24 protein-coding genes are annotated in these 25,856 nt (G+C 68.9%); 8 read left to right on the top strand and 16 right to left on the bottom strand.

Annotation, left to right across the window (positions count from 1 at the left end):
• Positions 1 to 50: 50 nt before the first annotated feature.
• From ACGFNP_RS21230 to ACGFNP_RS21220, 3 genes are read right to left on the bottom strand one after another with little or no spacing between them, the layout of a single operon-like run.
• On the bottom strand, positions 51 to 1,175 hold the full coding sequence (locus tag ACGFNP_RS21230) for an acyl-CoA dehydrogenase family protein (protein WP_393320978.1): 1,125 nt from the start codon (positions 1,173 to 1,175) through the stop codon (positions 51 to 53).
• On the bottom strand, positions 1,175 to 3,730 hold the full coding sequence (locus ACGFNP_RS21225) for an ATP-binding cassette domain-containing protein (protein WP_393320975.1): 2,556 nt from the start codon (positions 3,728 to 3,730) through the stop codon (positions 1,175 to 1,177). The genes ACGFNP_RS21230 and ACGFNP_RS21225 overlap by 1 nt, the downstream gene beginning before the upstream one ends.
• 10 nt (positions 3,731 to 3,740) lie before the next feature.
• On the bottom strand, positions 3,741 to 4,643 hold the full coding sequence (locus ACGFNP_RS21220) for a branched-chain amino acid ABC transporter permease (RefSeq protein ID WP_393320972.1): 903 nt from the start codon (positions 4,641 to 4,643) through the stop codon (positions 3,741 to 3,743).
• A gap of 105 nt (positions 4,644 to 4,748) precedes the next feature.
• Here ACGFNP_RS21220 and ACGFNP_RS21215 point away from each other — a divergent pair, with 105 nt between their 5' ends.
• Both ACGFNP_RS21215 and ACGFNP_RS21210 read left to right on the top strand, forming a co-directional pair.
• The gene (locus ACGFNP_RS21215) at positions 4,749 to 5,030 is read left to right on the top strand and encodes a PQQ-binding-like beta-propeller repeat protein (RefSeq protein WP_393320969.1); all 282 of its coding nucleotides are present in this window, start codon (positions 4,749 to 4,751) and stop codon (positions 5,028 to 5,030) included.
• Positions 5,027 to 5,797: an aldo/keto reductase gene (locus ACGFNP_RS21210; protein WP_393320966.1), complete on the top strand. Its 771-nt coding sequence runs from the start codon at positions 5,027 to 5,029 to the stop codon at positions 5,795 to 5,797. Before ACGFNP_RS21215 ends, ACGFNP_RS21210 begins: the two co-directional genes overlap by 4 nt.
• Positions 5,798 to 5,815: 18 nt before the next feature.
• Here the strand turns inward: ACGFNP_RS21210 and ACGFNP_RS21205 are convergent, their stop codons facing one another.
• Entirely contained in the window at positions 5,816 to 7,726 is a 1,911-nt protein-coding gene (locus ACGFNP_RS21205; protein ID WP_393320964.1) for an ABC transporter ATP-binding protein/permease, read from the bottom strand.
• Positions 7,727 to 8,013: 287 nt separating this feature from the next.
• Between ACGFNP_RS21205 and ACGFNP_RS21200 the strand changes: the two genes are divergently transcribed.
• The 5 genes from ACGFNP_RS21200 to ACGFNP_RS21180 all read left to right on the top strand — a co-directional run bounded on the left by ACGFNP_RS21200 (position 8,014) and on the right by ACGFNP_RS21180 (position 14,479).
• Positions 8,014 to 9,843 carry an ABC transporter ATP-binding protein gene (locus ACGFNP_RS21200; protein ID WP_393320961.1) on the top strand — a complete coding sequence of 610 codons (1,830 nt, stop codon included), beginning with the start codon at positions 8,014 to 8,016 and terminating at the stop codon, positions 9,841 to 9,843.
• Positions 9,844 to 9,959: 116 nt separating this feature from the next.
• A complete protein-coding gene (locus ACGFNP_RS21195) occupies positions 9,960 to 11,231 on the top strand; it encodes a hypothetical protein (protein WP_393320958.1) in 1,272 nt (423 codons plus the stop codon).
• A gap of 30 nt (positions 11,232 to 11,261) precedes the next feature.
• Positions 11,262 to 12,470 (top strand): AAA family ATPase, encoded by a 1,209-nt coding sequence (locus ACGFNP_RS21190; RefSeq protein ID WP_393320955.1) that lies wholly within the window; start codon positions 11,262 to 11,264, stop codon positions 12,468 to 12,470.
• Positions 12,470 to 13,678 carry a VWA-like domain-containing protein gene (locus ACGFNP_RS21185; RefSeq protein WP_393320952.1) on the top strand — a complete coding sequence of 403 codons (1,209 nt, stop codon included), beginning with the start codon at positions 12,470 to 12,472 and terminating at the stop codon, positions 13,676 to 13,678. Before ACGFNP_RS21190 ends, ACGFNP_RS21185 begins: the two co-directional genes overlap by 1 nt.
• A 255-nt stretch (positions 13,679 to 13,933) precedes the next feature.
• A complete protein-coding gene (locus ACGFNP_RS21180; protein WP_358315890.1) occupies positions 13,934 to 14,479 on the top strand; it encodes a DUF1062 domain-containing protein in 546 nt (181 codons plus the stop codon).
• Between the two features lie 95 nt (positions 14,480 to 14,574).
• Here the strand turns inward: ACGFNP_RS21180 and ACGFNP_RS21175 are convergent, their stop codons facing one another.
• From ACGFNP_RS21175 to ACGFNP_RS21125, 11 genes are all read right to left on the bottom strand, one after another.
• Complete coding sequence (locus ACGFNP_RS21175; RefSeq protein WP_393320948.1) at positions 14,575 to 15,570, bottom strand: RCC1 domain-containing protein; 996 nt, start codon at positions 15,568 to 15,570, stop codon at positions 14,575 to 14,577.
• A gap of 177 nt (positions 15,571 to 15,747) precedes the next feature.
• The gene (locus ACGFNP_RS21170) at positions 15,748 to 16,842 is read right to left on the bottom strand and encodes a serine hydrolase domain-containing protein (protein WP_393320945.1); all 1,095 of its coding nucleotides are present in this window, start codon (positions 16,840 to 16,842) and stop codon (positions 15,748 to 15,750) included.
• Positions 16,843 to 16,892: 50 nt separating this feature from the next.
• Positions 16,893 to 17,294 (bottom strand): hypothetical protein, encoded by a 402-nt coding sequence (locus ACGFNP_RS21165; RefSeq protein WP_393320942.1) that lies wholly within the window; start codon positions 17,292 to 17,294, stop codon positions 16,893 to 16,895.
• 294 nt (positions 17,295 to 17,588) lie between these two features.
• Complete coding sequence (locus ACGFNP_RS21160; RefSeq protein ID WP_393320939.1) at positions 17,589 to 17,855, bottom strand: hypothetical protein; 267 nt, start codon at positions 17,853 to 17,855, stop codon at positions 17,589 to 17,591.
• A gap of 82 nt (positions 17,856 to 17,937) precedes the next feature.
• Positions 17,938 to 18,516 (bottom strand): hypothetical protein, encoded by a 579-nt coding sequence (locus ACGFNP_RS21155; RefSeq protein ID WP_393320936.1) that lies wholly within the window; start codon positions 18,514 to 18,516, stop codon positions 17,938 to 17,940.
• Between the two features lie 70 nt (positions 18,517 to 18,586).
• Positions 18,587 to 18,964, bottom strand: coding sequence for a DUF4440 domain-containing protein (locus tag ACGFNP_RS21150; RefSeq protein WP_393320933.1), 378 nt, complete (start codon positions 18,962 to 18,964; stop codon positions 18,587 to 18,589).
• Positions 18,965 to 19,120: 156 nt separating this feature from the next.
• Positions 19,121 to 20,551 carry a sensor histidine kinase gene (locus tag ACGFNP_RS21145; protein WP_393320930.1) on the bottom strand — a complete coding sequence of 477 codons (1,431 nt, stop codon included), beginning with the start codon at positions 20,549 to 20,551 and terminating at the stop codon, positions 19,121 to 19,123.
• Positions 20,548 to 21,231 carry a response regulator transcription factor gene (locus tag ACGFNP_RS21140; RefSeq protein WP_393320927.1) on the bottom strand — a complete coding sequence of 228 codons (684 nt, stop codon included), beginning with the start codon at positions 21,229 to 21,231 and terminating at the stop codon, positions 20,548 to 20,550. Before ACGFNP_RS21140 ends, ACGFNP_RS21145 begins: the two co-directional genes overlap by 4 nt.
• Positions 21,228 to 21,758: a GerMN domain-containing protein gene (locus ACGFNP_RS21135; protein ID WP_393320924.1), complete on the bottom strand. Its 531-nt coding sequence runs from the start codon at positions 21,756 to 21,758 to the stop codon at positions 21,228 to 21,230. The genes ACGFNP_RS21140 and ACGFNP_RS21135 overlap by 4 nt, the downstream gene beginning before the upstream one ends.
• A 35-nt stretch (positions 21,759 to 21,793) precedes the next feature.
• Positions 21,794 to 22,975, bottom strand: coding sequence for an acyltransferase family protein (locus ACGFNP_RS21130; protein WP_393320921.1), 1,182 nt, complete (start codon positions 22,973 to 22,975; stop codon positions 21,794 to 21,796).
• Positions 22,975 to 23,754, bottom strand: coding sequence for an SGNH hydrolase domain-containing protein (locus tag ACGFNP_RS21125; RefSeq protein WP_393320918.1), 780 nt, complete (start codon positions 23,752 to 23,754; stop codon positions 22,975 to 22,977). Before ACGFNP_RS21125 ends, ACGFNP_RS21130 begins: the two co-directional genes overlap by 1 nt.
• A 223-nt stretch (positions 23,755 to 23,977) precedes the next feature.
• On the opposite strand from ACGFNP_RS21125, the gene ACGFNP_RS21120 reads away from it, so the two are divergent.
• Positions 23,978 to 24,328 (top strand): hypothetical protein, encoded by a 351-nt coding sequence (locus ACGFNP_RS21120; RefSeq protein ID WP_393320915.1) that lies wholly within the window; start codon positions 23,978 to 23,980, stop codon positions 24,326 to 24,328.
• 8 nt (positions 24,329 to 24,336) lie between these two features.
• On the opposite strand, the gene ACGFNP_RS21115 is transcribed toward ACGFNP_RS21120, so the two are convergent.
• The gene (locus ACGFNP_RS21115; protein WP_358315924.1) at positions 24,337 to 25,722 is read right to left on the bottom strand and encodes an SPFH domain-containing protein; all 1,386 of its coding nucleotides are present in this window, start codon (positions 25,720 to 25,722) and stop codon (positions 24,337 to 24,339) included.
• Between the last annotated feature and the right edge of the window lie 134 nt (positions 25,723 to 25,856).

Here is a 25,856-nt window from a genome sequence, read left to right as displayed (position 1 = left end):
TACAGTTTCCGGGGCCGGTGCGGCCCTGTCAAGGGTTGGTATCGGGCATGTCAGGCCACGTTCAAACCGAGCAGGCCGCCCAGGCGTGCCCGGTGGTCGTCGGCCGTGCCGAACAGAACCTCCGCCGCACGGGCGCGGCGCAGATAGAGGTGGGCGGGGTGCTCCCAGGTGAAGCCGATGCCTCCGTGCAGCTGCACGTATTCGGCGGTCGCCTGGCGGTACGCGCCGGAACAGACCACTTTCGCGGTACTTGCCGCCACCGGCAGGTGCTCGGCCGAGGCTGTGACACATGCCACCGCGTAGACGGCGGCCGAACGCGCCGCCTCGATCTCGACCAGCAGGTCGGCCAGCCGATGCTTGATCGCCTGGAACGAACCGATCTGCCGGTCGAACTGACGGCGTTGCAGCACGTACGACATGGTCGCGTCGAGCGCGTGCGCGCTCCCGCCGACCTGCTCGGCGGCCAGCGCGGCCCGCCCGATGTCGAGCACCCGCCCGGTGATCGCGGCGGCGTTCCCCGGCTGCCCGATCTGTACGAACGGGGTGTCCGCGAAGGTGACCAGGGCCTGGGGACGGGTACCGTCCAGAACGGTCCGGGCCGTCCGGGTGAGGCCTTCCGCGTCACGCTCGCACGCGAAGAGACCGGCTCCGTCGGCGGTCCGCGCCGCGACGAGGATCAGGTCGGCTCCACACCCGTCGAGCACGAAGTCGGCCGCCCCGCTGCCGACCCACCCGCCCTTCCCCGGCGTGGCTCGTAGCCCGCCGCCGCCGTCGTCGAAGCCCGCGACCGTCGCGGTGAGGGTGCCCTCGGCGATGCCGGGAAGGTAACGGGCGCAGGCTTCGCGATCTCCGCTGAGCAACAGGGTGTAGGTCGCGAGCACGGTGGTGGAGAGCAGGGGGGCGCACAGCAGCGCCCGCCCGGCCTCCTCGAAGACCACCGCGAGCTCCGCGAACGAGAAGCCCGACCCGCCGTACTCCTCCGGTATCACCAGCCCCTGGACGCCTAGTTCCGTGGCCATCCGCGCCCACAGCGCCGGGTCGTGTCCGCGGCCGGTCGTCAGGTGTTCGCTCACGTCCCGCGACGCGGCGGCCTCGGTGAAGAAGTCGCGCAGGACCTCCCGTAGCTGCTTGCGTTCATCGGTGTCGCCGAGCAGCGCCGGATCGACGTCGAGCATCAGGCCTCCAGTTCGTTCACGTCGCGTAGTTTGAGCATGGTCGCGGCCTCCCCACCGAAGTAGGCCAGCTCCGCGGTCTCGGCGAACAAGGGGTCCGACGTGTCCCCGCGGGCGGCCACCCGGCCCTCGTGCAGCACCACCACCTCATGGCAGGAGGTGAGCGCCCGGCTGAGCAACTGCTCCAGGAGCACGATCGTCATCCCGTCGCGGGCGAGCTGGTTGATCCGGGCGTAGACCTCGTCGACCAAGGCCGGCGCCAGCCCCAGCGCGGGTTCGTCGAGGATCAGCACATCCGGCCGGGCCATCAGGGCCCGTGCGACGGCCAGGATCTGCTGCTCGCCTCCGCTCAGCCCGGCCGCGGCCACCGAGAGGCGGGCGCGCAACCGCTCCGGCAGCCATTCGGCGGTCTCGTCGAGGCGGGTGCGCAGGGCCGATCCCTGGACGCCTACGGCGTAACCGGCCACTTCGAGGTTCTCCCGCAACGACAGGGTCTTGAAGAGGGCACGACCTTCGGGGACCAGGCTGCTGCGGATCGGGCGCGCACCGGGCTCGCCGATCCGCACCTGTCCCGACGACGGGCGCAGCGAGCCGTGAATGATCTTGCCGAGTGTGCTCTTGCCCGCGCCGTTCGCTCCGACGACACCGATGACCGCGCCCTTGCCGATGTCCAGGTGGACGTCGTGCAGGGCGGCGACACCACCGTAGTGGTGGCTGACGTCGCGCAGGGCGATGACGGCGGTCTCGTCCGCGCGAGCCGGCAACTCGGCGCGCGTGGCGATCAGGCCGAGGTATGACGACCGCACGTGCGGGTCCTTCAGAATGGTGCCCGGCTCGCCGGAGCCGATCGGCTTGCCGAAGTCGAAGGCGACCACCCGGTCGGCGACGGCGAAGAGGTCGTCCAGAACGTGATCGATGATCACGACGGCGGCGCCCTGCGCACGCAGGCGGACGATCTGCTGGGCGGCCAGTTGACGCTCTGTGGCGTCCAGGCCGCCGAACGGTTCGTCCAGGATCAGCAGCTTCGGCTCCTCGGCGATCGCCCGAGCGAGGTCCAGGCGCTTCTGCAGCCCGAACGGCAGTTCGGCCGGGTAGCGGTCGGCCACGTCGGCCAGTCCGGTGAGAGCGAGCAGCTCATCGGCCCGGGTGCGGTCCGCCGTGCCGACCCAGCGCTTCGTGCACAGCACGTTCTCCGCGACCGTGAGCTCCGAGAAGGTCTCCGCGTGCTGGAAGGTGCGGGCGATTCCCAGCCTGCGCCGTGCGGTGGCCCTCGTCCTCATCAGCTTCACACCCGCGTAGTCGACCGCGCCGCTGATCCGCGCGCCGCCGATGAGCCCGGAGACGGCGTTGAGCAGTGTGGTCTTGCCGGCGCCGTTCGGGCCGATGATGGCGAGCACTTCGCCTGGCCGTACGTCGAGCGATGCGCTCTCAAGGGCGTTCAGACCGCCGAATCGTACGGACAGGCCATCGACGACCAGCAACGGTGCCGCGTCATCCGCGACCGGCCGGCCCCTCGCCGGGGTGGCGGGAGCGCCGTTCCCGCTGTCGGCGGCCACCGCGCTGACGTGATGCTCGCCGTCGAGCAGGCCGGGACCTCGCCTGCCCAGCGCCCTGCGTACCAGCGAGCCCAGGAACGGGACCACTCCACCGGGGAGGAAGATCAGCGCGGCGATCAGCAGGACGCCCTGTACCACCGGCTGCGGGACCGACACGGCGTCGGCCACCGTCGGAGCCCACGCCAGGTAGACGCCGCCCACCACGGCGCCGAACACCGAGCCGACGCCACCGAGCACGCAGGCCGCGATGATGGTGACACCGAAGTTCAGCGAGAACGTATCGGGGCTGACGAAGCCGGTGATCAGGCCAAGCAGCACGCCGGCCAGGCCGGTGAACGCCGCGCTGACCGCGAACGACAAAGCGGTCTGCGCCTCGGGCACGATGCCCACGGAACGGGCGACCAGCGGGTGTGCCTTCGCGGCGACCAGCCGCATGCGCAGCGCGGTCGACTTGGCGAAGACCGCGATCGCGAACACCACGCCCGCCACGAGGACCGCGAGATACTGGGCCTCGCTACCGCCGCTCGGGACCGCGCCCAAGCCGAGCGCACTGTCCAAGGGGGACACCGCCACGCCCTGGTCGCCGCCGGTCACACCGGTCCACCGGTTGATCACCTCAAGGGACACCAGGCTGAACGCCAACGTCAGCAGGGCGATGTAGAGCACCGAGAACCTGGCGCCGGCGTATCCGAGGAACGCGCCCATCAGCGCGCACGACGTGATCGCCCCCACGATCACCCACTCCAGCGGCCACTGATGCGCACCGCCGTACGCCGCGAAGTAGGCACCCACGGCGACGAACGCGGGGTGGCCCACGGACCAGACCCCCGACCAGCCGGCCAGGAGGCCGACCGCGAGGACCACGATCGCGTAGACCGCGGCGAGCGCGACCGAATAGGCCTGGTAGGCCGGGATGGCCCCGGAATGCATCAGCGCGATGAGCGCCAGCCCGACGACCGGGCCGAGCGCGGCCCACGCGAGATTCGAGCGGGTGAATACCATGTGCTGCTCCTCAGACCCGCTGGAAGGTGCGTGTGCCGAACAGGCCCTGCGGGCGGATCAACAACACGAGGATGGTGAAAGAGAACACGAAGGTGTCGCGGAAGCTGGCCGAGACGTAGCTGGCCGCGATGTTCTCCAGCACCCCGACGGTCAGCCCGCCGATGACGGCTCCGTACATGCTCGTGAGACCACCGAGGAAGATCCCGGCGAACGCCCGGAAGAGTGGCGCGGCCAGCACGGTGGGCACCAGCCCCGATCTGGGCGCGTAGAGGCAGGCGGCCAAAGCGGCCAGAGCGAGGCCGAGTGCCCACGCGATTCGTGCCACGCGTTGCGCGCTGATGCCGATGAGCTGTGCGGTGTCCGCGGACTCGGCGACGGCCCGCATCGCCGACCCCAGTGTGGTACGCCCGAACAGGAAGGCGACGGCGGCCATCGCCGCCGCCGCGATGCCGATGGTCACCAGGCTCTGCGCCGGCAGCGCCGCGTCACCCCATCGGACGGTGCCGTCCACCAGGCTGGGAAAGGTCTTCGGCTGGGTGCCCCAGGTCGAGTCCACCACGCTCTCGACGATGAGCGAGACACCCATCGTCACCACGAGCGCGGAGAACAACTGCCCCTGACCGAGCGGCCGGATCACCACCTCCCGCACGATCACCCCGACCACCGCGGTCACCGCTATCGCGGCGAACACCCCCAGCAGCATCGCCACACCGCCGTCACGGAACGTGATCGCCACATACAGTCCCAGGGTGGCCAGGCTGGCGAGGGCGAAATTCACCACGTCCGTCGCGCGGTAAATGATCACTAGGCCCAGGCCCATCAAGCCGTAGATCGCGCCACTGGCGATACCGCTCACCAGGACAAGCAGGAACTGATCCACTCCGACCGCCACCTTCTCGGCGGGGTGGCTCACTTGGCAGACGTCCCCCCGCACCAAAATTGAACTCAGTTCGAGAACTGTAGATGAGGAATGGTCGCCCAGCAATAGGTGACCGGTCGGGCTCCTGCCGACGGCGGCATGCTGTTCCCGGTCTATTGGATGATCGATGAGGCCCGCCTTCGACGGCGCGCGGCCCATCCGGGGCACTGCGACCTCGTGGGCGCCTTCGCGCTCAACACCGATCTCGAGGTGACCGGCGACGTCGTTCTCTTCGGCAGCGACGACGGCGCCGTGTACGCCTTGGACGCCTCCTCGGGCGAACAGCGCTGGCGTTTCCCGGCCGGCGGCTGGCGTCCGCGGGCCACTGAAGACCCTGTGGCCAGCGAGCGGCCGTCGATCAAGGCAGAATGCTACGCATGACCAAGACAGTGGACTTGCCTGGTGGTACTGCGTTGCCGTTGATCGGTTTTGGGACCTGGCAGCTCTCGCCCAAGACCGCGTACGAGTCGGTGCGTGCGGCGCTTGAGATCGGTTATCGACATGTCGACACCGCGACCTTGTACCAGAACGAGTCGGACGTCGGCAGGGCCGTGAAAGACAGTGGCCTGGACCGGGAGCAGGTCTTCGTCACCACCAAGCTCCGCCCGCAGGACGCGCGGCATGCCCGTCGTACTCTGGAGTCGAGTCTTCGGCTGCTCGACACCGGCTACGTGGATCTCTGGCTGATCCACTGGCCGACGAGCCAGGGCGAGCTCGTCTCGACGTGGCAGGAACTGTTGTCCGCCAAGGACGCCGGATTGGTCCGTAACGTCGGGGTCAGCAACTACAGCCCGGCACAGATCGACCTGCTGACCAAGGCGACCGGACAGCAGCCGGCGGTCAACCAGATTCCGTGGAGCCCGGCGCAGCACGACCCGGCCCTGCTGGAGGAGCACCGCCGGCGAGGTGTGGTCGTCGAGGGCTACAGCGGTCTTAAGAACACCGACCTGCACAACCCAGTTCTCACCGAGATCGCCCGAAGGCACGAAGTCACTCCCGCCCAGGTCGTCCTCCGCTGGCATCTGGAACACGACATCGTGATCCTGCCCAGGTCCTCCCGCCGGGAACGCATCGCCACCAACTTCGATCTGCAAGGCTTCGGCCTCACAGCCAAAGACGTCACCGCGATCGACACTCTCACTCGATAGCTGACCGAAGACGGAGGGTTAATGATCGTCGTTTCCCAGTGGGCCGAAGCGCCATTCGCCTTCGCCGAGCAGTTCGAGTTCGTGGGTGTGGTGCTGTTCGACCGTCGAGCGGTGGCTGACGCTGACGACGATGGTGTCGGGCAGCTCTGACCGCACCAGTTGGTAGAGAAGGAATTCCAGGTTCTCGTCCAACGCCGAGGTCGACTCGTCCATGAACACCACCTTCGGCTTCGTCAGCAGAATCCGCGCGAACGCGATCCGCTGCTGTTCCCCGGGGGAAAGCACCTTGGCCCAGTCCTGCACCTCGTCGAGCCGGTCCACGAGATGCGGCAGCGCGACCTTTCGCAGTGTGCCGCGCAGGGTCTCGTCATCGACGGTGCCTTCTCTGCCGGGATAGGTCACGACAGCGCGCAGGTCGCCCAGCGGTACGTAGGGCAGCTGCGACAGGAACATCGTCTCGTTGGGTCCGCACGGCCGGGTCAGCGTGCCGGTGGTGAACGGCCACAACTCGGCGAGGCTGCGCAACAGCGTGGTCTTGCCGCTGCCGGACGGCCCGGTGACGACCAATGTGTCACCCACTTCGAGCCGCATGTCCAGCGGATTGATCAACTGCCGTCCATCGGGGGTGCGGACCTCGACGGCCTCGAGCTGGACCATCCCGTCGTCGCTGGGCAGCGTCGTCACCTCCGGCAGCGCCCTGGCCTCTTCGTTGGCGACGACCAGACCGTGAAGCCGGATGATCGCCGCACGGTATCCGGCGAAGGCGTCGTAGGCGTTCCGGAAGAACGACAGGCCGTTCTGGATCTCGTTGAAGGCCGATGCCGACTGGGTGAGATCGCCGAGGCGGAGCTCGGCGGCGAACAGGCGCGGCGCCTGCAGGACATAGGGGAGGGGCACGATGCTCTGGCTGATCGAGTAGTTCCAGGCGTTGAAGCCGATGGTCCTGTTCAGATACCGCTTGTAGTTGGCGACAACGGGGACGAACAGGCGCCGCAGCCCTGAGCGTTCGGCGAGCTCGCCGCGGTAGAACGCGACCGCCTCCGACGCATCGCGCAGGCGCACCAGGGCGTAGCGGAACGCCGCGTTGAACTTCTCGTTTCGGAAGGCCAGCCAGATGATCGGCTTGCCGATCCAGAAGGCGATCACGGAGGCGATGAGAACGTAGACCAGCCCGATCCAGAACATCGCCCTGGGAATCTCGGTCTTGAAGAGGGAAAGCGTGCCCGAGAGACTCCACAGGATCGCCGTGAACGACACGATCGAGGTGACCGCGGAGATCGCGCCGAACAACAGCGTGCTCGCCGTCCCCCCGTTGCTCGGAAGGTTCGGCAGAGGTCCGAATCCGGCGGTGACCAGGTCGATGTCCGACTGAATACGCTGATCCGGGTTGTCGATGGTGTCGTCGATGAATCGCGACCGGTAGTAGGCCCTGCCGTCGAGCCAGTCTCCGATCAGCCTGTCGGTGAGCCAGGCGCGCCAGGCCAGCACGAACCGCTGGAGCAGGAACAGATCCAGCAGCAACCGGGCGATGTGTACCGCCGCCAGGACGCAGAAGACCCACAGGGACAGCCAGAAGCCGTGTTCGCCGGATTCTTTCACCGGAGTCTTGTTGACGGCGATGCCCTGAACCGCGACTTGGAGGCTGGACAGCATGTCGTTGCCCTGGTAGCTGAACAGCACGTTCAACCGGACGCCGGCCACCACCGACACCAGTATGGCGCTGAGCCAGAGCCAGACCTTGACGCTCCCTCGTCCGGTGAAGTACGCGCCGGTGATGCGCCAGAACTGCCTGCCCCACGTCGTGACGAGGCCGATCAGCACGAGGACCGCCAACGTGCAGACCGCGGCGATCGCCCAGGCTTCGGCGATCCACACCAGCGATGCCCAGACCTCAGAGCTCCAGTCGAGCGTCGGGGTGAACAACTCCATTCCGGCAACGTATAGGCACAGAGCGTGACCAGCGCTCTGGAGAACTCGACTCGCGGGAGTGAGTCGTTCGAGTCGCCACTCTTCGACGGAGACCACGCACCTGAGCGCGGAACCGGTTGGAACGCCTATCGTGGCCGGCTCGCAGGCTTGGGGTGCGGAGGTCGTAGCGTTCTGCTCGGCCTGAACGCGCGCCGCGGCTGGTGGCGGTCGCCGGAAAATCAGTCGCTTCCGGGTACGCCCTGCGGCACCATGGTCACCGCCGGTTGCCGGGGTTCGGGAGGGGCGGGATGGCTGTGCTCGGATCACCTGCGGACACCGGAGGCGCTCCATCCGTACGAAAGTCCGCGGTCCTGCTCGCGCTGCGGCACTACTCCGGTGAGCTGGTGCGCCAGTGGCGTGTCGCGGCGCTCGCGCTGACGATGCCCGCGTTCGGGAACATCTGCCTGTTCTACCTGGCGCCACTGGCGGTGGCCGGCATTGTGGGGCAGCTGTCCGCCGGCGGTGACGGCTCTGTCGGCGCGCTCCTGCCGTACGTGCTCGGCTTCGCCGGGTTGCTGCTGGCCGGTGAGGCGCTGTGGCGCGTCGGGCTGCATTTCCTGAACCGTACGGACGCCCGCGGCATCGAGCACCTCGGCGTGGTGGGCATGGACGAGTTGCTGACCAAGGACACCGCGTTCTTCCACAACAACTTCGCCGGGTCGCTGACCAAACGGGTGCTGGGGTTCTCCTCGCGATTCGAGGACTTCGTCGACACGCTGACCTTCTCCATCATGGCCAAGGTGGTGCCGATCGTCTTCGCCTCGGTGGTGCTGTGGACTTATCACCCGCTGCTGGTCTTCGTTCTGGTGGGCCTCATCATCGTCACGGGCTGCCTCGTCGCGCCGCTCATCCGCCGCCGCCAGGCGCTGGTCGACCAGCGCGAGGCCGCCAAGGTGCGGGTCTCCGGCCACGTCGCCGACGTCCTGGCGAACATGGACACCGTACGCGCGTTCGCCGCCGAGGACCGCGAGGCCGCAGAGCATCGCGTCAGGGTCGCCGAGCAGCGGAAACTGTCGCTGCGCTCCTGGGACTACGGCAACCTGCGCGTGGACACCGTGGTCGCCCCCATATCGATCCTCACCAGCGCCCTCGGCCTGCTGCTCGCCGTCGCGCTCCGGGGCGGTCTGGGTGTGGAGGCCATCGTGGTGACGTTCACCTATTACTCCAACACGATCAACGTCATGTTCGAGTTCAACCAGATATACCGGCGCATCGAGAGCGTGCTCACCGAAGCCGCCCAGTTCACCGAGCTGCTGCTCGTACCGCCGAGTGTGGTCGATCCGGCCGACCCGCAGCCGCTGCGCCCGGCGGACGCGAGCATCCGTTTCGACCGGGTGAAGTTCGCGCACGCCGGCGGTCCGCCCCTGTTCGAGCGCCTGGACCTGGACGTCCCCAGCGGTACCAAGATCGGACTGGTCGGCCAGTCCGGCGGCGGCAAGACCACGCTCACCCGGCTGTTGCTGCGCCTCATGGACGTCGACGATGGCCGGATCCTGATCGGCGGCCAGGACATCGCCCGCCTGCGGCAGGCCGAGCTGCGCGGCCTCATCGCGTACGTGCCCCAGGAGCCGGCCATGTTCCACCGGTCGGTGCGGGACAACATCGCCTTCGCCCGGCCGAGCGCCACCGATGCGGAGATCATGCGGGCCGCGCGGGCGGCGCACGTCACGGAGTTCGTCGAGTCGCTGCCGAAGGGATTCGACACCCTGGTCGGTGAGCGTGGTGTCAAGCTGTCCGGCGGCCAGCGGCAACGGGTCGCACTCGCCCGCGCCATCCTGCGCGACGCCCCGATCCTGCTGCTGGACGAGGCGACCAGCGCCCTGGACTCGGAGAGCGAGATCCTCGTCCAGGAAGCGTTGTGGGAGCTGATGCAGGACCGCACCGCGCTCGTGGTCGCGCACCGGCTGAGCACCGTCGTCCGGATGGACCGGCTTGTCGTGCTGAACCGGGGCGAGATCGTGGAGCAGGGCACCCACGGTGAGCTGCTTGAGTCCGAAGGATCCTATGCCCGGCTCTGGCGGCACCAGTCCGGCGGCTTCCTGGTGGCGGACGACACTCCGGACGCGCTCCACCGATGAAAGGATCTCCAGCGGTTGGCGCCGCTCTTCTCGCGTGGACCGGAAGACGCTAGGCTGATCATGATGAATACCTCCTGCATCAGATTGGGGGACCCGTTCGCGCAAGGTGAGTGCTGATGCCGCACTCGACCTCGAACGAGGATTCCCGCCTGACCCTCTGGCTGCGCGTGCGTGAGTTCGCCGTGCCGCCCTCCATGATCGAGTCAGCGACCGCCCGCCGTACCACCGGAGACTGGGCAGCAGCGTGCGCGGCAGCACACGTGGACGTCGATCTCAATCTGCGCCACATAGCGCGCGTCCACGGCCAGGAACTGGCCACCCACCTCCGAACTGACCTTCGCCACCTGGCGCCTGATCTGCTGCGCTGGCACATGCCAAGGATCGCCCCCAACGGCCTGATACGTCCGGGCCTGACCCTCTCGCTGGCCCGGTACCACGAGGTTCACCTTGTGGCGAGGACCCCGCCGGCCTGGGCGGATGCCGGTCAGCGGATCAGTCTGGCGCTGTGGGACGGCTCCCGGTCGGGACCGCATCCGCACCCCCATCCGCATCGACGCTTCCGGCTCGACCTGCATCGCCACTTGTGGGATGCGCGCAGGGTCGGTGAGTTGCGTGCGCGTTCCGAAACGGCGCCGCACGCACGGGGCTGGGCCGTCGATCGGTGGCCGGCCGAGGCCCGGTTGCTGCTCTGCGCCGAGGGGCAGGACGGGGGTACGGTCGCCGTCCGGGTCGGCGGGCGGCGTCAGGTGTTCCTCGATGTGGACGCCTCCCAGGTCAGCGACGAAGGACCTGCATCGGCGCCGATCTTGCCTGATGCGGCGACCTGGGTGCTGCCCGACCTGGCGTTGCTGCGTGCCGGGCTGATCGCGGCCGACAGGCTGCACCCGCTCGTCGCGGCGGCGCTCGTACCCGGTCATTCGCCGGACGCCAAGCCACCCGGCCACCAGAGCGAGAACGGGCCGCGCATGATCGAGTGCCGCGGCGCCCAGCACAGGATCGCGCTCGTGAACGGCGTGCTGGTCGCCCTGGATCACGACGCGACCGAGATCCGGCGCGAGAAACTGCTGGCCGGGTTGACCGGCACCCCGTTGCCCTGTTTGCGGCTGATCGAGCAGGCCCACCGCTCCCCGGAGTGCCTCCTCGACGTTCGCGCGCGGCTGGAGCACGGCGACGCCGCCGGTGCTCAGGCCACTGTCGACGGTCTCCTCGGACCTGGTGCGCGGCTGCCCGAGGGCGCGCTGTGCGACGTGCTGGAGGAGGCGGCGCGGCGGCGGATCGACCACGGGCTGTTCCGTGCCGGGCTCGGGTCGAGGCCGGGACCGGTCGAGCGACCGGACCGCCGCTCCCGTAAGGGCCGGGCACGCCCGCGCCACGCCACATTCCTCTGACGCTTTCCTAGCCATCAAAGGTGATTAATCATGCTTTCGTCTGTTCATGCCTCGCGCCTTGAAGTCGCCGGCGATCTACTGTCCCTGCTCCGCGACACCACCACGGAGCCACGTACCGACACGCAACTGGAGGCCCTGACCCTGGCCGTGGCGGCCGACCTGCCCGTCCTGCTGTGGGGGGAGCCGGGGATCGGCAAGACCGCGGCGCTGCGGCAACTCGCCGAGGCGCTCGACCTGCCGCTCACGACGGTGATCGCCAGTGTGCACGAGCCGTCCGACTTCTCCGGCCTGCCGGTGGTCGGTGACGACCCCGCCGTGCAGGGCGTTCCGATGGCGCCGCCGGATTGGGCCGTACATTTGGCTCGCGCGGGCCGGGGGCTGCTCTTCCTGGACGAGCTGTCCACGGCACCGCCCGCCGTACAGGCAGCTCTGCTCCGCCTGGTTCTGGAACGGCGGGTCGGAGCTCTGCGGCTCCCGGCAGGTGTCCGGATCGTGGCGGCCGCCAACCCGCGTTCCTCCGCCGCTGACGGCTGGGAGCTGAGCCCGCCGCTCGCGAACCGGTTCGTCCATCTGCAATGGCGTCACGATCATGATGTCGTCGTACGCGGCCTCGGCGGGACCTGGCCGCGCGCGAGCCTGCCGTGGCTCCACCCAGAGCGGCTGACCGAGGCGGTGACGTTCGCCCGGCGTGCGGTGTGCGGGCTCCTCACCGCCCGGCCCGATCTCGTGCACCGGCTGCCGAACAACGAGGCGCACCGGGGTGGCCCGTGGCCCTCACCTCGTAGCTGGGAGATGGCGTTGTGCCTGACCGCCTTCGCCACCGCGGCCGACGCGTCCAAGGACGCGCTGTCCATGCTGGTCAGGGGCGCGGTGGGAGACGGGCCCGGGCTGGAGCTGCTTGCCGCCTTGGATCGGATGGACCTCCCCGACCCCGAGGCGCTGCTGGCCGACCCGGCGACGGCCGAGCTGCCCCAGCGGGGTGACCTGCGCCAGGCCGTACTTGACGGTGTGGTCGCGGCCGTGCGGAGGCGGCCGGAGAAGGACCGGTGGGAAGCGGCATGGGCGCTGCTGGTACGAGCCCTGGAGACCGGCGCCCCGGACCTGGTGGTCGTGCCCGCCTCCACGCTCGCCGCGCTGCGCCGCGCGGACTGGCAGGTCCCGGCCTCGATAGACAGGCTCGCCGGGGTGGTCTCCTTGAGCAGGAAGGCGGATGAGGTCGCGGCGCGGGTGACGGGCTGATGGACCTGGAGAAGCTCTTCACCGCCCGGTTGTACGCCGCGCGGGCCCGGCCCTATCTGGCGACGGCGCTGTTCGCGCTGCATCCGGTGGAGTCGCGGTTCGTGCCCACGATGGCCGTGGATCGGCACTGGCGGTGTTACGTCTCACCGGCGTTCGTCGCGCGGACACCCGTCGAGGAGCTGGCGAGCGTGTGGGTGCACGAGGTCTCCCACCTGCTGCGCGACCATCACGGCCGCAGCGACCGGGTGGCCCGGCAGCGGGAGCTGACGGGACGGGGAGAGCGGCTGCGGATGAACATCGCCGCCGACTTCGAGATCAACGACGACGTGTACGGTGACGCGCTGACCCGGCCTGAGGGCGCCGTCCAACCGAAGATGCTGGGGCTGCACGAAGGCGAGCTCATGGAGGACTATCTGCGCCAGTTCCGGCTCGGGCCGTACACGCAGGGTCTGGTCTGGCTGGACTGCGGCAGCGGCGCCGACGGACTCGAGCGGGAGTGGGATCTCGGGCCCGAGGGCGCGAACGGGCTCAGCGACCACGAGCGGGAGGCGGTCCGGTTCCGGGTGGCGCAGGGCATCAACGCCCATCCGGGGAACGTGCCGAAGGGGTGGCGGCGGTGGGCGGAGGAGGCGTTCCACCCGCCGCAGCCATGGCGGGAACTGCTCGGCACGGCCATCCGCTCGGCCGTGTCAGGACCCGGCGTGGGCGAGGACTACACCTACGGCAGGCCGCCGCGGCGCTCGGCCGGCCTGCCCGGCGTCATCCTGCCGAGCCTGCGGCGCAGGCCGCCACGGATCAGCGTGGTCATCGACACCTCCGCGTCGGTCAGCGACGCCGAACTGGGGAGCGCGTTGCTGGAGGTCGCCGCGATCGTCCGCGCCGTGGGCGGCCGGCGCGACCTGGTCAGCGTCCTGTCCTGCGACGCGGCGGCCCGGGTCGCGCAACCGCTGTGCCGGGCCGAGGGGATGACGCTGGTGGGTGGCGGCGGTACGGACCTGCGTGCGGGCATCGCCAAGGCGCTGCGGGCGAGTGCGCGGCCGGATGTCATCGTGGTCCTGACCGACGGGCAGACTCCGTGGCCGCGGGAACGGCCGGCGTCCCGGATGGTGGTGGGGCTGTTCTCCCGGAACAAGCGGTCGTACGAGAGCGATCCCGACTATGTGCCGGACACGCCGCCCTCATGGGCACGGGTGGTGGACATCGGCTAGGGCCGCCGGAAAACCGTTTGAGCCTTCCTTCCGCGTTCCGGTACCTTGCCTGCGGCCCGTCGTAGTGAGGACAGAGGACAAAACCGCGTGACCCCGCCTGCTCTTTAGACCTGACACCTTCCGCTCACTTTCAAGCCGACGCTGACGTCGGTTCTGCCGGGCTGCCCGTGTGCGCCTGGTCATTCAGCGTTTGAGGCCGCGCGTAATCGGCCTCGTGTCAGGTCTAGAGAGATCATGTCTTCACAACCTCATACTGTGCTGCCCTGGGTCGTCCGTCGGACCAGGCTGCCTCTGCTGTCGTTGCGGTGCGTGGACTGCCGGTCGGAGTCGGCCACCACCGGCGAGGGCAGGTTCCGCGTCAACGCCAACGGCAAGCTGCTGGACGTGTGGCTGCTGGTCCGCTGCGTGTCCTGCGATCGGACCAGCAAGCTCACCGTGCACGAGCGAGCGCCGGTCAGGCGCATCGATCCGGCCGAGCTCGACGGCTACTACGCCAACGATCCGGAGCTGGTGGCGTCCAGGCTGTTGGATCCACTGCTCGCCCGGCGCAACCGCTTCACCCTGGACTGGAAAGGGGCCTGGCGGCTGGACACCCCGTCGGTATGTCTCGACGAGGCATGGCCGGTCCAGGTGGAGGTCGTCTTCGAGGATCCGGTGCCGGTGCGCGCGGAATGGCTCATCGCGCAGGGACTCGGCCTCAGCAGGAACGAGGTGCTGCGCCGGATCAAGTGCGACATTCCGCTGCGCCGTACGACGAGCGCCGGGTTCACCTTTACCGTGATGGCCGGCGAAGGCAGATAGCGGGCTCGGGAAAGATCATGTAGGCAAGGGTGGGGCACGTTCAGGGCTCTTCCAGGAACGTCCCCGCCCACGTGATCACCGACCCCAGAGTTCCGTCACAGGAGCACCATGCAGACGTACCCGCACGAGATGGCACTCGCCCCGCAGTGCGCCTCAGCGGGGATGTCGAGTTGCTTGTAGAAGTTGTACGCCCACGTGACGATCTTTCCGTCGGCGGTCAGCGCCATGCTGGCCAAGTTTCCAGCGGAGATAGCGACAACATCGGTCTGTGCCTCGTACGGGACTTCCAGTTGTCCGTACTCGTTGTTGCCCCATGCGAGCACGGCACCATTTTTGAGGGCGAGGCTGAAACCGTTGCCCGCGGAGATGGCGGTGACACCGGACTGTGCTTCGGCGGGCACCATCAGGTTCGCGGGAAGGTTGGGCCCCCACGTGATGACGCGGCCGTCCTCCCGCAGCGCGAGAGCATGTTGCCTGGCGGAAATCGCGACGATGCCTTCCTTCGCTTCATCAGGAACGGCGACATATCCATTCCATTGGATGACGCCGCCGTCCTTGAGAAAGAGGCCGTACGAGCTTCCACCATTCGCGCCGGCGATCGCGGTGACACCGGATTTTGCCGCTTCAGGGAGGGTTAACTGGGTGTCGCGGGTGCCGCCCCAGACGATTACGCCACCGTCTCTGAGCGCGAAGGCATACGCGCCGGCCGTCGCGATCGCCGTGACGTCTCTGGTCGCCGCAACAGGTACTCGAGACAGCCTTTGCTGGTTGGGGTCATTGAGGTTGAAGTTTCCCCAGGTAGCCACCTGCCCGTTCTTGAGCATCAGGTTGTACAGGTTCGCGCAGGCCCCGGTAGAGATGGCGGTCACTCCCGACAACCCGGCCGCCGGCACTGCCGGGGCACTCGCCGGACCCCATTGGAGGATCTTGCCACTGCCCGGAGCGCACGCCTGCTGCTCGTAGCCTTCGGCTGTGATCGATCTCGTCCTTGAGTGCGCTTGCGCGGCGGGCACCTGCGAAAGCGTCCCGCCCAGCACGGCGGCCGGCAGGCCGACCGCAACCGTGCGCATGAGCTGACGTCTGCTGATCACAAAGCCTCCATGAGGTGGTCTGACCCTTACCGGGTTGCTTGATCCGCACGGCCTGTTCAGGCATGAACCCGGTGGACAGGCGGCGTGAACTGGTGCCGTCACCAGGCACCAGCGCTTGGGCAACGCCTGTGGATGCTATGAGATCGATCTTCCGTTCTTCTTCCGTTCCAGTTCCGTCTACTGAGTCGGCTGCCCGCCGCCGAACACTTCCTTGACGAGCTTCTGTGTCGCCTTCTGGAATGCCTCTGCCAGGGACAATGCGGCGTCGTCCACATAGTTGAGCGCGGCGGTGAGGGTTTTGCCGCCGTCGGGAGTGCTGTACATCAGTGCGCCGTGGCCCGCGATGCCGCCGTTGTGGGTGATGAGGGTGCCGCCGTCGTCTGTGGTCAGGACGAACACTCCCAGGCCGTAGTCCATGTTCGGGATGCCCGTGGGGTGCGGGGTGCGCATCTCGGCCAGGAGCGGGGCGGGTAGGAGCTTGCCGCTCAGCAGGGCGGAGATGAAGGTGTGGAGGTCCTGGGTGGTGGAGATCATGTCGCCGCCGGTGGAGATCCAGGACGGGTTCTGGCGGGTGACGTCGACCGTCTTGTCCTGGTAGCGGTAGTAGGCGTGGGCGTACGGCTCGGGGATCTCCGGTGAGGTGTCGGGCACCACGGTGTCCGACAGGCCGAGCGGTCCCAGGATCAGTCGTTGCATCTCCTCGGCGAGCGGGCGGCCGGTGACCTTCTCGATCAGCAGCCTGGCCAGCACGTAGTTGGTGTTGGAGTAGCTCCAGCCCGTCCCCGGCTCGAACCGCGCCGGCTTGGACAACGCCAGCTCCACCAGTTCCTGCGGCCGGTAGGTCGTGAACCGGTTGTCCACCCACTCCTGGCCGGACCAGACGATCCCCGGTACGTACTCGGGGTAGTAGTCGCCGGTGAAGTTGAACACCCCGCTGGTGTGCTGCAACAGCATCCGCACGGTGATCCGCTCGTCCAGTCCGAGCTCGGGCAGGTAGTCCGCCGCCGGGGTGTCCAGCCCGATCTTGCCCTCGGCCACCAGCTGCAGCACCAGGGTCGCGGTGAAGGTCTTGGTGTTGCTGCCGATCCGGACGTGCCCGTTCGTCGGGGGCTTGGCGGTCTGGCCCAGCTCGGCTACTCCGGTGCTGCCGGCCCACTGGCCCCGCTCGTCGTGCACACGCAGCGACACGCCGGTGAAACCGGAGTCAACGATCTCCTGGATGGCCTTCTGCAGCTCCGGGGTGAGCTCGTCCTGGTCGGTAAGGGCGGACATGGTGTGTGCTCCTTTGAGTCTGTTATGAGATCGCCTGGCCTGGCGTGCCGTCAGGCGGCGTCGAGGGCTTCGGTGATCTTGCGGGCCATCTCGGCCATGGTGGGGCTGGGCTCGCCCTGGTGGGTGCGGGCTGCTTCGATGGCGACGGTGACGGTGCCGCGGAAGTTGTCGGCTTCTGCCGGATCCTGCTGGTTCAGCAGGCGCATGGCGGCGGTCAGGGCCGGCAGCACCTGGTCGGCGAGTTCGGCCACGGACTTGCCGTACTTGACGCCCTTGGGCGCCTTGGCGAGCACGTGCCCGACCAGGCCGGTCGCGGAGGTCAGGGCGATGGAGCCGTGGGTGGCGACCTTGTGGGCCGAGCCGGCGGCACCGGCGGCCGACATCAGCGAGACGGCGCCCCACGCGGCGACTCGCAGGGTGAGCTTGTCCTGGTCGGAAAGGGTGACGGACATGATGGTGTGCTCCTTCAGATTGGATGGACGGCTGGTGGACCGCGTCCTGTTGGCCGCGATCGCTGAACCGTTCATGGGTCAACCATCGCCGACCGCTCTGATACCGGACCGTCGCCGCCCTGACGCGGCCGCTGACACCACACCGCATGGTCAGCTGGGTCGATCACCAGCACTGTCGTGCGCAGGCACGCTGACGGGCGGCAAGTAGTAAGACCCTGTTCTCGGAAGTCCTCGCGTGGAGGGCTTCCGAGAACAGGGTGGTCAGGCTCGTCCAGCGTGGCGGCGAAGCCTCGATCAGGAAGCGAATCCGAAGGCCGCAGGAGCGTCAGGCAGACCCCATTGCTGGTCGGCGTGGAGGTGGCAGTCCCAGATCACGAGCGGGGTGCCGTTGGCGGTGCTGCCGTTGTTGGCCAGACCGATGCACTTGGAGATGCCGGAGTTGCTGCGCAGAGCGGTCGACGAAAGAGATTTCGCCTGGGCGGCGGCCGGGAAACCGAGGGCCATGGCGAACATGACCAGGACCGTTAACACGCGGCGCTGGAAGCCGATCTGGTGGCGCATGCGTTCCCCTTTTCGAACGGTGACGGTTCTCATCTAAAGGAGTTCCATCGCCGTTCCACGACGAATTCGCATGGCCCGCGGGTCAGGGTGATGTGAATGTCAGGAGGATGATCGCCGCGGCTACGGCCGTGTCGAGTATCAAGCAGAACTCGGCGAGCGAACGGGACACGACCATGTTCGTTCTGTAGTGGTAAACGTCCCATGCGGCGTGGCCGAGCAGGCCCAGCGCCACCAGGAAGCTGCCGACCGTCGCATTGACGAACAGCGCGATCGTGGCAGCGGCGCCGAAGACGAGCATGGCGAGCGACTGTAACGGCAGCCCCGCCGGGTCAGATCGCGTGCCCTCACGTACTCGTCGCACGAGGCCGTAGCCGCCCAGCAGTACACCCAGGCCCAACACCGCCCAGGTCGCCTCGAAGTCCTCGTCGATGATGTCCGCGGCCAGGATGACAGCGAGGGTCACGAAGAACACGGGCCAGGTCGCGGACCGCTTTCTCAGGGCGGCCGCCCCCAGGTAGACCACCGCCGAGGCGGCCAGCAGCTTCGCCAGCTCGACTCCCGCGGCCATGTCGAGGATCACGAGTACGGCCACTCCGACCCCGACCAGAACCGGCCAGTGCCGCAACACCGGGCCGAGCCGTGACGTCGTCGGTGTCGTCATCATCAACCTCCTGGTCGCAGACGCCCTTGGCGGCTGCGGGATCTGGTCGCGGTGATCACCGCAGCGCGGGCTAGGCGTCGTCGGCCATCGGGCTGAACTGGATGCCGGCCAGTCTCCACGCCCCCTCCTGCTTCACCCAGACCTGCGACACCCGCACCCGCAGCGCCACCGCCCGGCCGTGCGAGGTCGCCTTGTTGCTCTGCACGTTGCGGACGATCGCCGTGTCGCCGTACAGCCGGACGTCGATCTGGCTGGTGTCCAGGACGTGGTACTGGAACTGGGCGTGGCGGCCGATCCACTGGTCCTTGTCGAGTACGTATCCCTTGGGGCCGATCGACTGGAAGTCGTCGGTCAGCAGGTCGCGCAGGCGTTCGGCGTCCGCGGCCAGCTCAGCCGCGTCGAATTGCCGCTGAAGGCCCAGGACCGTCTCTTTCTCCGTGTCCTCCATAAGAGCCGAGCATAGGCGCGGGGTTATGGAATAGGAAAGGGGGAATCTGCGCCGCCTGACGATTAAAAAATTCCCTGCCGGCACACGGAGAAATGTCCGGTGAATGTCCGGTCAATTGCCTGTTCAGTAACTGTCCGATCTGGTTCTATGAGGGGATTACTTTCCGCCTGGTGGGTTCCGGGGCAGGGTGAGGGTCAGGACGGCACCGCCGTGGGGGGCGTTGGCCGCGGTGAGGGTGCCGCCGTGCAGGTGCGCGTTCTCGGTGGCGATGGCCAGGCCCAGTCCGCTGCCGTCGGTTCGGGGGCGGGCGGCGTCGGCTTTGGTGAAGCGGTCGAAGACGTGGGGCAGAAGGTCCGCGGGGATGCCGGGCCCGTCGTCGGAGACGGTGATGGCGATCTCGTCGGTACCGGCCCGGACCTGGATGAGCACCGACGCCGTCGTGCCGCCGTGCCGCAGCGCGTTGCCGACGAGGTTGGCGAGGATGACATCGACGCGGCGCGGGTCGAGGCGGGCCCGCAGTCCCGGCGGAATGTCGGTGCGGACCTGGTCGCGCCAGTGCCGCAGCGCGAGCGTCTTGGCGATGAACTCGCCCAGGTCGACCTCGTCGAGGTTCAGTACGGCGGCGCCGGCGTCGAAGCGGGATACCTCGATCAGGTCCTCCACCAGGCGGGTGAGCTTGCGGGTCTCGTCGGAGACCAGGTGCAGCGCCTCGGCGGTGAGTGGGGCGAGGCGGCCGGAGGCGGCGTCGGCGTCGAGGACTTCGGTCACAGCGGTCATGGCCGCCAGCGGCGTGCGCAACTCGTGGGAGACGTCGGCGGCGAACCGGCGCGCCCGCGCTTCCATGTCGCGCAGCGCGGCCGCGTCGGCCTGGAGTGTGGCCGCCATGGTGTTGAAGGTACGGCCGAGGTCGGCGAGTTCGTCATCGCCGGTGACGCGCACACGGGTGTCCAGACTGCCTCCCGACATCTGCTCGGCGGCCGTCCGCAGCCGCCGGACCGGTCGCAGCAGTCTGCGCGCGGCCAGCAGCGCGGGGACGATGGAGGCCAGGGCGACGGGCAGGGCACCGGCGCGGGCGGCGGCCGCCAGGGTGTCCACATCCTGCTCCTGGGAGGCCAGGGAGAAGGAGGCGTAGACGATGAGCGGTGGGGGGCTCTGCGGGCGGGCGGTGGCGATGACGGGAAGGGCCACGGCCAGCCAGGGCGTCCGCGCGTGGTGGAAGCGCTGGGCCAGCGCGGTGGTCGCCGAGGTCGCCTGGGCGCGCAGTTGCGCGGGCAGAGGTGGCGTCCGCGCGTCGGCGGTGATGAGCGGGCCGCCGCGGTAGGACAGGGCGGTGCGCCAGGCGCGCGTGCCCGCCGCGCGGTCCAGTTGCAGCGCCAGCGTACGCAGGTCCGCCTCGGCGGGGTCGGCGGGCAGGTCGAGCGCCCGGGAGGTGATGTGGGAGCGCAGTTCCTGCAGGGCGTCGGCCTGGGCGCGGTCCACGATCGCGGTACGGCCCTGGCGGAAGGTGAACGCGGTGGCGGTCAGCGCGCTGAGCGCCGAGACCAGGAGGAACACCAGGACGAGCTGGGCTCGCAGGCCGCGGATCACAGGGGCCCGAAGCGGTAGCCGAAGCCGCGCACGGTCTGGATGTAACGAGGGTCGCGGGGGGTGTCCTCGATCTTGGCCCGCAGCCGCATCACGCACGCGTCGACCAGCCGGTAGTCGCCATGGTAGGTGTGTTCCCACACCTGTTCCAGGAGCTGCTGGCGGCTGAAGGTCTGCTCGGGCGCGGCTGACAGGAACAGCAGCAGCTTCAGCTCCGTCGGCGCCATCGCCACTTGCGCGCCGTGTTTGAGCACGCGCAGGGCGACCCGGTCGATGAGCAGGTCGCCGTGGGTGGTGCGGGCCTGTTCGGCGGAGGTGGGCTGGGTGGTACGGCGCAGCACCGCGCGCATGCGGGCTTCGATGACCTCGCTGCTGGCCGGCTTGATCACGTAGTCGTCGGCGCCTGCCTCCAGTCCCACGACGACGTCCACGTCATCGTCGCGCGCGGAAAGGATCACGATGGGCACCTGGCTGAAGGCGCGGATGCGGCGGCAGGTCTCCAGGCCGCTCATGCCGGGCAGCATCAGGTCGAGCAGTACGAGGTCGGGCGCGCTCGCGGTGAGTTCGGCCAGCCCGTCCTCGCCGGTCGCGACGAGCAGGGTTTCGTGGCCTCTGTGGCGCAGGCCGATGCTCACGCCCCTGCGCACAGCCGGGTCGTCTTCTATCAGGAGTACGCGGGTCACGAGGAGGCTCCTTGTTCGGCTGGGACGGCCGACCCGCTTCCATCGCATCTGACCGGCCAGGGATCGCCCGCCATGCCGGGCTCGAACACGTCGATGACAGGGTTGGCGCCGAGAGCTTGGGCCGTGGCGGCCGTACACACGAGCTGGCTCACCGCCACGTGCGGCAGGTCGCGCACCAGCCACGGCAGACGCAGCTCCACCCGGCCCTTGGTCACCTTGGCCCGGACCGGTCGGGTCGCCGAGGGCAACCGCGTGATGAGCCCCCGGTCCCGCTCGGCCGCTGTGGGGCCGTCCAGCAGCGCGTTCATCGCCTGTTGCAACCGGTCTCCGGCGGGTGCCGGCCGGGACACCGGCCAGGTGCCTTCGGGCGTGACGAAGTACAGCCGCAGCAGACGGCTGCTGTTCTCGGTCAGACCGCCTTGGGCGGGCTGCCCGGCGGGGCGCGCGTCGGTGTCGGTGATCCCGCAGCCCGTCAGCGTCGCCGCCGCGAACAGGACGGCCGCCGCGCGGCACAGCACCCCAGGCATGTTCGCTCCCTCGTACTCCGGCGTGACCTTTCCGGCTAAAGCTGGTCGAGCCTGCTCACGTCGACCGTCCCGGCGCCGGGCTCCGGCCGCGGTATCGCCGCCCACAGCCCCGCGGTCATCACCCCCGCGACGGTCAGCGCCGCCCAGCCGCGCCGCCCGGTGGTCCAGCGGGCGCGCAGCCGTACGGGATCCTCGACGGCGGCCTTCGAGATTATCGCAGCCAGCAGCGACAGCCCGGCGGCGATGACCGTCCAGCCCCAGCCGTCGAGCCCGGCCACCGGCCGGGGCAGCAGCAGATAGACCGGCCAGTGCCACAGGTACAGGCTGTAGGACAGCTCACCCAGCCGCCGCGGTACGGCGCTGCCGATCAACCGGCCCGCCAGGCCGTCCGGCGCGTTGGCCAGGAGCGCGATCAGCGCGGCGCTGCCCAGGGAGTGCGCGAACATCCCGCCCTGGAACAGGCCGGGGGCCTTCTCCCCGCTGGTCAGCAGCCATGAGGCGGACAGCCCGCACAGCAGCGGGACGCAGATCACATCCACTGCCGTACGCGACAGGCCGGCCACGGCGTCTCGGACGGGCGCCGTGGCGGCGGCCGCGCCGAGGAGCAGGGAGAAGGCCCGGGTGTCGGTGCCCTCGTAGGCGCGGGTGGTGTCCACGGCCGTCCCGAGCTTGATCATGAGCAGGAGTGAGACGAGCGCGCCGGCGACCGCGGCAAGCGCGACCCGCCGCTGCCCGCCGGGCCCCCTCCCGGCCAGCGCCACCAGCGGGGGCCAGGCCAGGTAGAACTGCCATTCGACGCCGATGCTCCACAGATGGGCGAACAGGCGGGTGCCGGAGGCGTTCCAGTATCCGATCCGCTCGCCGATGAAGTGCCAGTTCACGCCCTGGGCAGCCACCCATGGCGCGTCCTGGAGGGCGGACCTCAGCATGTCCGGCGTGGCGTACGCCCAGGCCAGCAGCAGCGTTGACGTGACCATGACGGTCAGCGCGGGCAGGAGACGGCGGGCCCTGCGCTCCCAGAAGGCCACCAGGCCGCGCCTGCCGAGATCTTCCAGCAGCAGGCCGGTGATCAGAAAACCGGACAGGACAAAGAACAGGTCGACGCCCAGGAACCCGCCGCTCATGTGCCCGGCGTGAAACAGCAGGACCGCGGTGACGGCGAGCCCGCGCAGCCCGTCAAGCGCGCCGATATGCGCGCGGCGAGGGGCTGGGGTCATCAGCCGCAGCCGAGTTTGACGAAGCGCTCATCGCCGGTCCACGGCCCGGTGGCCCAGACGCTGGGGGCGGCCGGAGTGAAGCCGGCCAGCTCGCCGAGCTGCTTGGTGAACCAGGTGCCGAAGGCGGCCGACCCTTGTTGACAGGAGTGGATGCCGTCCTTGGCGCGCTGGGCCTTGGCGGCGGCGTAGTCGTTCCCCCACAGCTCGGAGGCGTCCAGGTAGCGTACATGAGCGGCCTCGGCGGCCTTGGCCGCCATCGCGGGCGCGCTCTTGATCGCGTTCTCGTGCGGCTTGAAGAATTCGTCGATCTTGAACGGCGGGGCGGACACCAGCACGAGCCGGGCGCCGGCGGCCTTGGCCGTTCGGGAGAGCTTCTGGTAGGCCGACAGCTGTTGGCGGGCGGTGCCCCAGTCGTAGGTGGTGATCTGGTACGCGATCACCGTGGGCCGGTAGGAGGCGAGGTTCTCCTTCAGCGTCTTCCAGGTGTCCGCAGCCCCCAGGGCCGTCACCTTGTTGTCACTGGCGACGACGTTGCCGCCGCCGTCGGAGGTGGCGTTCTTGAACGCCACACCGCCGGCCTTCAGCGCCGCCTCCAGGGCCGGGGCCTGCGCGCCTGCGATGGAGTCACCCATCCACAACACCCTGACGCCGGTCTGCTGGACTGCCCCGTCGCCGGTGGAGGCGGTGGATGCGGTGGATGCGCCGCACCCCGTGAGCGCGACGGCTGCGGCCAGGATCGCTCCGGCAGTGGATACAGGGGAGAGGTTCGTCGGTTGCATGGCCATCAGGAAAACAGGCGAATCCACCGGCCAGCCGCGTTGTCATCGTTTCATCACACGATGGGGGAACGGCTGTCACGAAAACGCTGATGCCCGGTAAATGGCCGGTCGGTGACCTGGTCCTGCCGCGCGCGGCCATAAAGAGTGAGCCCAGGAGACCTGCGATCCGCGGCCGCGGCGCTGACGTATTCGCGCACCATTCGGAATGGAAAGGAAAGCCGTCATGACCCTGCACATCAAGAAAATGGCCGTCGGGCTGGGCACGGCGTTCGCGCTGATCGCGGGCGGGATCGCGAGCACGGCTCCGGCGTCGGCGGAGTCCACGGCCGACGTGGCGCTCGCCGTGAGCTGCACGAACTCACCCGCCCCTGGAGGCTCCTTCCTGGAAGCCACCTACTCCCAGCCCAACGCGTGCCTGAAGTGCCGGGCCGCAGGAGGCGTCTACGAGGCGACCGGAAACTACCGCGCCTACTGCAGGAACATCCGCGACGGAAGCAGCACCATCGTCGCCGTCCAGCTCTGGCTCTTCTGCGTAGTGTGCAGGAACGAGGAGGCGGCAGCGGGCGGGTTCTAGCGCGGTGATCAGGAGGCCGGCCGGTCGCCGTCGAGTGCGGAACGCAGCACGCCGACCACGATGGCGAGCTCGGACAGCAGCCCGGACACAGTGGTACGGTCGCCGCCGTTGATCGACACCATGCGCAGCTCCTCCGGCTTGGGGAGCTTCGCCATGATCTCGGGCAGCAGGCCGATCAGCTTGGCCTGGAGGCTGGCCGGGGTCTGCTGGTTGTCGATGTCGGCCCGCAGGCGCGTGCGCTCCACGTCGAGCAGGGCCCGCTCGTGGTCGGACTGGGTCCGGGAGCGGGCCAGATCCAGCTCGCCGTCGAGCTCAAGGCGCTTCAGCTCCTGCTCCCGCTCGACCCGGAGCCGGCCGGTCTCGGCCTCCTCGGCGTGACGTTCGCGTTCCATCCGCAGCGCGTGCCGGGTGGTCTCGGTCTCCAGTTCGGCGACCGCCCTGGAGTCGTCGTGCTTTCGCTGGGTACGCCGCAGCCGCTCGGCTACTTCGGTGTCGAACTGCCACGCCTCGTTGCGGGCCCGCAGTTCGGCGAGCTCTCGCTCGTACTCCAGGCGCTGGGTCTCCTTGAGCCGCTCGGTCGCCATCTCGCGCTGGGCGACGGCCTCCTCGGACTGCAGTTCGGCGAGCCGGGCGATCTGCCCCTGTTCGGCCCGGTAGGGCTTCTGCAGGTTCTCCCAGAGCCGCGACGAGCTGACGACCGCTTCCTTGATCTGGACGGTGACGATGCGCAGGCCGAGCCCCTGGTCGCTGCCGGCCTCGCCCTCGGCCACCGCGCGTAGCCGGGCGGTCAGCTCCTCGATGATGGGCTGCTTGTCGCTGAGCACGTCGCGGACGCCCATGGTCGCGACCTTGTCCTTGATGGCCGCCTCCGCCTGCTCGCGCAGTTGGAGGTTGACCAGCCTCATCGGGTCCTCCGGGTCGCCGAAGTCCAGTTTGCGGTAGGCGATGGGGAAGGTGTGGATGATCCACTGAACGTACCCCTGCACCAGGACGCCCTGGAGTTCGCGGCAGATGCAGTACGCGTTGATCAGGATGGTTTGGGTGGCACCCGGAACCACCAGGAAAGAATCCGTGGCCGGGTTGAAGCGGAATGAGACGCCTAATCCGACGTGCAGGGGCTCTTCGCGGCCGCGGCGGGTGTGTACGACGAAGGCGTTCGGCGGGACGAGGACGTTCTTCCAGCGCCAGAAGCCGGTGATCCGGACATCCACCGGCCCCGGCGTCAGCCTTTCCGGTGCCGAGCCCAGAGCCCGATCGCGCTTGGCCAGCGGGCCCGCCGCGGGCATCGGCTCACCGGGGGCGGAGCTGCGGCGCGCCCTCAGATCGTCCTCGAGCACCGCCTGCTGTGCGACCACCTGTTCCAGATAGGCGTTGCCTCTGTCAGCGGTGCTCATCGTCCCCTCCGCCTTACCTCACGACTGCCGATGAGTCTCGTCTACGTCGCCGAACCACCGCAACCGAAAAGCGCGGCGAGCCGGCGGGGTGGGCAGGGCCCGGCAGGGTAGGGGAGCCTGGGGAAAGGAGCCGG

The organism is Nonomuraea sp. NPDC049269, assembly GCF_043197155.1.
Classification (GTDB): domain Bacteria; phylum Actinomycetota; class Actinomycetes; order Streptosporangiales; family Streptosporangiaceae; genus Nonomuraea.
Note: the sequence above shows the minus strand (reverse complement) of the source record. Positions and strands in the feature narration are given on the sequence as shown.

What these genes read in the sequence shown, in the direction of transcription:
- ACGFNP_RS21125 (WP_393320918.1), bottom strand. Translation starts at nt 23,754, where the DNA reads ATGCAACCGACGAACCTCTCCCCTGTATCCACTGCCGGAGCGATCCTG.
- ACGFNP_RS21210 (WP_393320966.1), top strand. Translation starts at nt 5,027, where the DNA reads ATGACCAAGACAGTGGACTTGCCTGGTGGTACTGCGTTGCCGTTGATC.
- ACGFNP_RS21185 (WP_393320952.1), top strand. Translation starts at nt 12,470, where the DNA reads ATGGACCTGGAGAAGCTCTTCACCGCCCGGTTGTACGCCGCGCGGGCC.
- ACGFNP_RS21190 (WP_393320955.1), top strand. Translation starts at nt 11,262, where the DNA reads ATGCTTTCGTCTGTTCATGCCTCGCGCCTTGAAGTCGCCGGCGATCTA.
- ACGFNP_RS21165 (WP_393320942.1), bottom strand. Translation starts at nt 17,294, where the DNA reads ATGTCCGTCACCCTTTCCGACCAGGACAAGCTCACCCTGCGAGTCGCC.
- ACGFNP_RS21115 (WP_358315924.1), bottom strand. Translation starts at nt 25,722, where the DNA reads ATGAGCACCGCTGACAGAGGCAACGCCTATCTGGAACAGGTGGTCGCA.
- ACGFNP_RS21130 (WP_393320921.1), bottom strand. Translation starts at nt 22,975, where the DNA reads ATGACCCCAGCCCCTCGCCGCGCGCATATCGGCGCGCTTGACGGGCTG.
- ACGFNP_RS21215 (WP_393320969.1), top strand. Translation starts at nt 4,749, where the DNA reads ATGCTGTTCCCGGTCTATTGGATGATCGATGAGGCCCGCCTTCGACGG.
- ACGFNP_RS21200 (WP_393320961.1), top strand. Translation starts at nt 8,014, where the DNA reads ATGGCTGTGCTCGGATCACCTGCGGACACCGGAGGCGCTCCATCCGTA.
- ACGFNP_RS21120 (WP_393320915.1), top strand. Translation starts at nt 23,978, where the DNA reads ATGACCCTGCACATCAAGAAAATGGCCGTCGGGCTGGGCACGGCGTTC.
- ACGFNP_RS21170 (WP_393320945.1), bottom strand. Translation starts at nt 16,842, where the DNA reads ATGTCCGCCCTTACCGACCAGGACGAGCTCACCCCGGAGCTGCAGAAG.
- ACGFNP_RS21150 (WP_393320933.1), bottom strand. Translation starts at nt 18,964, where the DNA reads ATGGAGGACACGGAGAAAGAGACGGTCCTGGGCCTTCAGCGGCAATTC.
- ACGFNP_RS21135 (WP_393320924.1), bottom strand. Translation starts at nt 21,758, where the DNA reads ATGCCTGGGGTGCTGTGCCGCGCGGCGGCCGTCCTGTTCGCGGCGGCG.
- ACGFNP_RS21225 (WP_393320975.1), bottom strand. Translation starts at nt 3,730, where the DNA reads ATGGTATTCACCCGCTCGAATCTCGCGTGGGCCGCGCTCGGCCCGGTC.
- ACGFNP_RS21195 (WP_393320958.1), top strand. Translation starts at nt 9,960, where the DNA reads ATGCCGCACTCGACCTCGAACGAGGATTCCCGCCTGACCCTCTGGCTG.
- ACGFNP_RS21205 (WP_393320964.1), bottom strand. Translation starts at nt 7,726, where the DNA reads ATGGAGTTGTTCACCCCGACGCTCGACTGGAGCTCTGAGGTCTGGGCA.
- ACGFNP_RS21230 (WP_393320978.1), bottom strand. Translation starts at nt 1,175, where the DNA reads ATGCTCGACGTCGATCCGGCGCTGCTCGGCGACACCGATGAACGCAAG.
- ACGFNP_RS21155 (WP_393320936.1), bottom strand. Translation starts at nt 18,516, where the DNA reads ATGACGACACCGACGACGTCACGGCTCGGCCCGGTGTTGCGGCACTGG.
- ACGFNP_RS21160 (WP_393320939.1), bottom strand. Translation starts at nt 17,855, where the DNA reads ATGCGCCACCAGATCGGCTTCCAGCGCCGCGTGTTAACGGTCCTGGTC.